Below are 244 nucleotides of genomic sequence, written 5' to 3'. Positions count from 1 at the left end.
ACCCACGACCAACGCAAGTAAACGTAAAACCGATTGCAGGTAAATGTATTCTGGTTTCTGGCCATGACTTACATGATTTAGAAAAGATCCTGCAACATACTGAAGGCAAAGGCATCAATGTTTATACCGATGGTGAAATGTTACCTGCGCACGGTTACCCAGAACTGAATAAATACCCGCACTTAGTTGGTAACTTCGGTAGCGCTTGGCAAAATCAGCAAAAAGAATTTGCTAACTTCCCAGG

General features: G+C 42.6%; 1 pseudogene. It reads left to right on the top strand.

What is annotated here, in order from left to right:
* Window positions 1–244, top strand: a pseudogene (locus MTCD1_RS20065) (hydroxylamine reductase); the annotation flags it as partial.

Source organism: Colwellia marinimaniae (genome assembly GCF_002207865.1).
GTDB lineage: Bacteria > Pseudomonadota > Gammaproteobacteria > Enterobacterales > Alteromonadaceae > Colwellia > Colwellia marinimaniae.
Note: the sequence above shows the minus strand (reverse complement) of the source record. Positions and strands in the feature narration are given on the sequence as shown.